General features: G+C 39.0%; 4 protein-coding genes. 3 read left to right on the top strand and 1 reads right to left on the bottom strand.

Annotated elements, in window-relative coordinates; genetic code table 11:
• The coding region (locus ACIQ32_RS02305; RefSeq protein WP_396194045.1) for an OmpA family protein at nucleotides 1–149 on the top strand (149 nt) is incomplete at its 5' end.
• A 725-nt stretch (nucleotides 150–874) separates the two neighbouring features.
• Here ACIQ32_RS02305 and ACIQ32_RS02300 read toward each other — a convergent pair.
• A complete protein-coding gene (locus ACIQ32_RS02300; RefSeq protein WP_396194044.1) occupies nucleotides 875–4,057 on the bottom strand; it encodes a reprolysin-like metallopeptidase in 3,183 nt (1,060 codons plus the stop codon).
• Between the two features lie 215 nt (nucleotides 4,058–4,272).
• Here ACIQ32_RS02300 and ACIQ32_RS02295 point away from each other — a divergent pair, with 215 nt between their 5' ends.
• The gene (locus ACIQ32_RS02295; protein ID WP_396194043.1) at nucleotides 4,273–5,388 is read left to right on the top strand and encodes an NAD(P)/FAD-dependent oxidoreductase; all 1,116 of its coding nucleotides are present in this window, start codon (nucleotides 4,273–4,275) and stop codon (nucleotides 5,386–5,388) included.
• 3 nt (nucleotides 5,389–5,391) lie between these two features.
• A complete protein-coding gene (gene mtgA, locus ACIQ32_RS02290) occupies nucleotides 5,392–6,072 on the top strand; it encodes a monofunctional biosynthetic peptidoglycan transglycosylase (protein ID WP_396194042.1) in 681 nt (226 codons plus the stop codon).
• Nucleotides 6,073–6,114: the final 42 nt, after the last annotated feature.

Raw genomic sequence — 6,114 nt, 5'->3', positions numbered from 1 at the left:
CACAATACATTATCTCTAAAGGCATCGATGCCAGTCGCATTTCAGCTAAAGGAATGGGTGAGTTAGAGCCAAAAGTAGATTGTGGCAAAGACTGTACAGAAGAGCAACACGCTCAAAACAGACGCTCTGAATTCTTGATTGTCAAGTAATCCCGAAATACTTATAAAAAAAGCCCAAGCATTACTGTTTGGGCTTTTTTATTTAAGTTTACCGGTTCTTTTTGAGAGATGTTATTTGAATGAAGTGGATATTCGTTTACTTTCCTTAGTGCATATCAAACTTTAGATTACTATTTTTTCGCTCTCTGGTTTTAGGTTTTTTATTTCAATGTTATGAAATGGGGTGTTTTATAATTTTTATTTTTTAAAACAGGCAAACGGTCACCAATTAATTTACTCTTTATCGGAAATAAAGTTTATTCATAGTTAAAGGTTAATCGTAAATAGATTTAATTTAAAGTAAGCAGTTGAATATTTGTTTAGCGTAAATTATACTTGAATCTACTTTATGGCATTCATAGTGTTTATCGACCATTCTATGTTATTTTTAAGGCAGATAGAGCCGGAAACCTAATCCCTTTAGCGTATTATCTTGGTGTGAGGATATAACTAATCCCAAAATCCCATTAGGGATGGTATAAAACCAATACTCAGTATAATGGCTCTCCAATCCTACTGATTTAGTCAAAGACAAAACCTTACTAGCCCTGATTGGAGCGAAAATACAAAAGGCTTCCTTTTCGGGAAGCCTTTTGTATTGCAGTGGAAAGCAGGAACACGGACAGCAAGAAACCCCAGACCTTTCGCTCCTAAACAATTAAAAAAAACCACTCCTTTCGAGAGTGGTCTTTTTCAATAATTTTGGGTTTTGATAGTTATTCTTTAATGAAACGTTTAGTGTTGGTAGCTGTTCCAGTGGAGATTTCAATTAAATAAGCACCGGCTTTTAAGGAGCCAACGTAAACGGCATTATTTTCAATTTTGCCTTTGGCTAATTCTTGTCCCATTAGGTTAAATACTCTGTAAGTAGCACCTTCTTCCAAATTAGCAATATTTAACAAATCGCCTTTAACCGGGTTCGGGTATAAAGTAAATGACAAGGCTGCTGCGGAACTATCTTCAGGTCTAGCCGTTGCAGTAATGTTTACTGTATAATCTTCCACTTCCCCATCTGCAAAAATTTCACAAGAGGTTGGCGATGCATTGTATTTCATAGAAACACGCATTCTGGTAGATCCGAGTAGTGCAGTTGTTGGTACCGTAAAACTTCTGGCGATAGGTGTTGCGGTGGTTCGGGTTACATTTACCACTTGTTCTCCTGAATCCAGGAAGTCACCATCTCTGTTATAATCAATCCAAACTCTGTAAGCTTCTCTGAAAATGGTTCCGGTCCAAGCTGGTGTAATCGTAATGGTATTACTTGTTCCGCGCACTAAATTAGTAGAAAGCGCCGTAAAGTTTCCGTAACCTCCGTTATTACCTGATAAGTTGTTTATACTGCCCAGTTGTACACGGTTAATGAATTCGTCCGCCGTATTGTTACCACGAGAAGTACAATATGTTACCGAATTGGCTAATGTAGTAACGTTAACAGTGTTACTGGCTACAGAAGCATTTCCGGCAGCATCTTTAGCAATCACATAGAAAGTATAAGCTGTCGAAGCGGTTAAGCCAGAGGCAGCATAAGTAGTGGCAGCAGTGGAAGCCAAGAATGATCCGTTGCGATAAACATCGTATGAAGTTACAGCTACGTTATCGGTAGCGCCTGTCCATGATAAGTTGGTAGAAGAGGATGTTGTTCCTGAGGCAGTTAATGTTGGAGCCGTTGGTGCCGTTGTATCCGAAGTAAGTGTAGTTACATTTACTGTATTACTCGCCGGAGACATATTACCGGCAGCATCTTTAGCAATTACATAAAAGCTGTAAGGAGTAGCACTTGTTAATCCGTTTGCTACAAAAGTAGTTGCTGTTGTTGTCGCTCTGATTACACCATCTTGGTATACATCATAACCCGTAACTCCGATATTGTCTGTAGCACCTGACCATGATAAGTTAGTTGAGTTTGCCGTTGTCCCTGAAGCGCTCAAAGTAGCAGCAGTAGGAGCTGTTGTGTCTGGTGCCGAATTGGTGATAGTAAAGTTAGCATTAGACACATCAAAGAAGATGTGATTGGTACCTTTTACCATAATTCTATTGGTTGTTCCGGCTAAATTTGGAATAGTTACAGTTTGAGTACCGTCATTTGGTGTTGCAGCCAACAATGTTATGGGATAAGTAAATCCGCCGTCAGTAGACAATAGGATGTCAACATTGGCACAGTTTACTCCGTTAGCGGTTGTGCCTGCTACGTTCCAAGTTACTGTTTGAGAACTGTTACCGGCATAAGTAACGGCTGTATTCGGAGCACTTACCGTAAATGGTCCGGCTGTTCCGTTAACCGTAACTATCATATCATCGCTATTGTTAGCAGAACCACCGGCTCTATTGTCTCTAACCGTCAATCGGAAGTTCATAGTTCTGGCTACTGAAGGCAAAGCCTCAACAGTAATTTCCGTACCGGCAGTAGTAGTTGCACCGGCTAAAACCGATTGAATTCTAGGGAAATAACGAACCGGTGAAGTTGAGGAATTGTAAGAACGGAAAGTTGGTCCGCTGGTTCTTGTGGCACTCGCTGCAGAACTGGCTCCGGTAGCAGTGCTGGCCGCATTGTCAAATTGTTCCCAATTATATGTCAATACATCACCATTGGCATCAGTACCGGAACCGGTTAACATGAATGGTGTACTTCTTGGGATAGTATAATCTAAACCGGCATTGGCTGTTGGTACTGTGTTTCCTGTAGCGGTGTTGGTTTGACAAGTTTTAGCTTTTACATTATTAGTAATTTGTTGAATACTAACCGCGTGAAAATAGGCATCTGAATTGGGCTGAACGTCTTGCGAAGTGATTCCCGCATAACCCATAATGGTAGAACCGGAACCCGGTTCCATGTTTACACCGGTGCCTTCATTACTCATAGAAAAAGTATGGTTTCCACCAAATTGATGTCCTATTTCATGAGCTACATAATCAATGTCAAAAGTATCTCCTGTTGGAATGGTGCTTGAGGTAAAGCCACTTCCTTTTGAACCGTTGACACAAACGCAACCAATACAGCCGGCATTTCCGTTGTTTGAAGCTCTTACAAATAAATGGCCTACATCATAATTTGCTTCTCCAATGACAGAGGTCAATGTACTTTGTAGTTGACTATTGTAACTGGTCGTATAGGGATCGGTAGAGGCATTCGTATAAATTACGGCATCATTGTTGGCAATTAACACCATTCTTATGGCAAAATCTTTTTCAAAAACACCATTAACACGAGTCATAGAGGCGTTTATTCCGGCTAGTGCTCCTGCTACGGTCCCTCCAAAATAAGCAGTGTATTCTCCGGTAGTGGATACAGCTAAGCGAAAAGTACGTAAAGTAGAATCGTCCGCATTCGGTCTTAGAGTACTTGCATCCAATTGTCGTGTTGCTTTATCAATCACCGAACATTCGAAAGCATTGAAAGAAGCGGCTTTGTCGGATTTTCTGTAAACGGTGTAGGTTGTTAAATCTTGTGAAATCGGCTCGATGAAAACTGCTGCCTTGTCAGCACTTAGAGTCATCGCTTTAAAACCTAAAGGCGATACACTGAAATAAGATGTAGTAGTTGGGTTGTCAACACCAATTCCGATATATGATTTAATTTCCGGATAACGAGCAGCTAATGCCGGATCTAAAACAGGGTTTTCATAAATGTTGAATCTTTCCAAAACCCCATTCTCATTAGGAATGGATAGTATAACTCCTGAGTTTCTGTTATTGCCAAAACGCTGAGACGTATTGATTAAAGCGGCTTTTAGCTGCTCTAAATTCAGGGTGAATAGGTTTTTTTCAGGTAATAGTAAACTGCTTTCCAACAGAATCATATCACTCTTTTTTGTGGTGGTGTTCCAAAGCGAATTCCCGGTTTGAGAAAAAGCTATGCTACTGAAAGCCAGTAAAGCAACCGTGAGTAATTTGTACTTCATAAATCAATTAATTGGGTTAAATTATAGTTTCAAAATTATAATTATTTTTTACAATTCAAGAAATAAAACGCTAAAAATGTTAACAAATCAACAAACTACACCGTTGTTTTTTAGAATTAGGCAAGTATTTGATTAAAATGCTAAATAATTCGAAAAAAATCAACAACTAGTTACATCGAAAGTCTGAAAAAAAGTATTTTTAAAAAAAATTACAAATGAATTTTAGTTATTGGGAACTAAAAAATTGGTTTACAAATGTCGATTTTACCATTGTAGGCAGTGGTATAGTTGGGTTGCATTGTGCCTTGGCCTTACGTGAGCGATTTCCGGAAAGCAAAATAGTAGTTTTGGAAAAAGGGGTTTTGCCTCAAGGAGCCAGTACTAAAAATGCGGGTTTTGCCTGTTTTGGCAGCCTTTCGGAGATTTTAGACGACTTAAAAAGTCACAGTGAAGAGGAAGTAATTCAACTCATTCAAAAGCGTTGGAACGGACTCCAACTGCTAAGAAAGAATTTAGGAGATGAGGCAATCGACTTTAAACCTTTTGGTGGCTACGAATTGTTTTTGCAATCTGATGAGAATAGTTATAATGAGTGTTTACAGCGAATGCCGTTTGTGAATGATATTTTGAAATCGGTTTTCCGAAATGAAGTGTTTACTAAAGAAGTAGATCGCTTCGATTTTAAAGGAATTCATGAATACCTTATTTTTAATCCTTATGAAGCGCAAATCGATACCGGAAAAATGATGCACGCATTACTAAAGAAAGCAACTGCCAACAATATTTTGATTCTCAATCAAATTGAAGTCATGGCTTTTCAAGAAAAAACGGATGGCGTAAAAGTGGCATTAAATGAGTTTAGCTTTACCACCGGAAAACTACTTTTCGCAACCAACGGTTTTGCCGCTGATTTGACAAATAACCAAGTGAAACCGGTGCGAGCACAAGTATTAATCACTAATCCGATTCCTGATTTAGACATCAAAGGCACATTTCACTTAGATCAAGGGTATTATTATTTCCGTAATATTGACAATCGTATTTTGTTAGGTGGTGGAAGAAATCTCGATTTTAAAGGAGAAACTACCACCGTGTTAGGACAGACTGAATTAATCCAGAATCGTTTGGAGACATTGTTAAAAGAAGTAATTTTACCTCGAACTGAGTTTACTGTCGCCCATCGCTGGAGCGGAATAATGGGTATGGGTTCCAGTAAGCGTCCAATTGTTGAGCAATTGTCAACCCATGTGTTTTGCGGTGTCAGATTGGGCGGAATGGGCGTGGCGATTGGAAGTTTAATAGGTCAAGAATTAGCCGATTTAGTGAATTAAAGTATGATAAGAAAGATTTTACGTTGGCTCAAAAAAGCCATGCTTTGGTTTTTTGCAATTTCCATTTTATTGGTAATAGTGTTTAAATGGGTGCCGATTCCGTTTACCCCTTTAATGGCCATTCGTGCCGTAGAAAATAAATGGGAAGGAAAAGACGCTGTCTTAAGCCACGATTGGGTTCCGTTGGAAGAAATTTCACCCAATCTTCAAAAAGCGGTTATTGCCAGTGAAGATGGTAATTTTTTGAATCATTACGGTTTCGACTTTCAAGCGATGCAAAAAGCGTTCAAAAACAATCAAAAAGGGAAACGCATCAAAGGCGGAAGTACCATTTCGCAACAAACTGCCAAAAATGTGTTTCTGTGGCAAGGAAGAAGCTATCTGAGAAAAGGATTAGAAGCTTATTTTACAGTGCTCATTGAACTTATTTGGGGTAAAGAACGCATCATGGAAGTCTATCTCAACAGTATAGAAATGGGAAAAGGCGTTTATGGTGCTGAGGAAGCTGCCCAACATTGGTACCGAAAATCAGCCATCAACCTTACCAAAAGAGAAGCCGCCGGAATTGCTGCCATTTTACCCAATCCTTTAAAATACAAAGCAACTAATTCCTCTTCCTATATTGAAAGAAGAAAAGATAAAATCTTGCGTAATATGAGACACATAGGAAAGTTAGAATATTAAAAAAAACCGTCTCAGTTGTGTGAGACGGTTTTTTTTAAGATG

The organism is Flavobacterium sp. (assembly GCF_044373165.1).
In the GTDB taxonomy this organism is placed as follows: domain Bacteria; phylum Bacteroidota; class Bacteroidia; order Flavobacteriales; family Flavobacteriaceae; genus Flavobacterium.
Note: the sequence above shows the minus strand (reverse complement) of the source record. Positions and strands in the feature narration are given on the sequence as shown.

Bases quoted from the DNA above. Each gene is read 5' to 3' on its own strand.
- ACIQ32_RS02295 (WP_396194043.1), top strand. From the start codon at position 4,273: ATGAATTTTAGTTATTGGGAACTAAAAAATTGGTTTACAAATGTCGAT.
- ACIQ32_RS02300 (WP_396194044.1), bottom strand. From the start codon at position 4,057: ATGAAGTACAAATTACTCACGGTTGCTTTACTGGCTTTCAGTAGCATA.
- mtgA (WP_396194042.1), top strand. From the start codon at position 5,392: ATGATAAGAAAGATTTTACGTTGGCTCAAAAAAGCCATGCTTTGGTTT.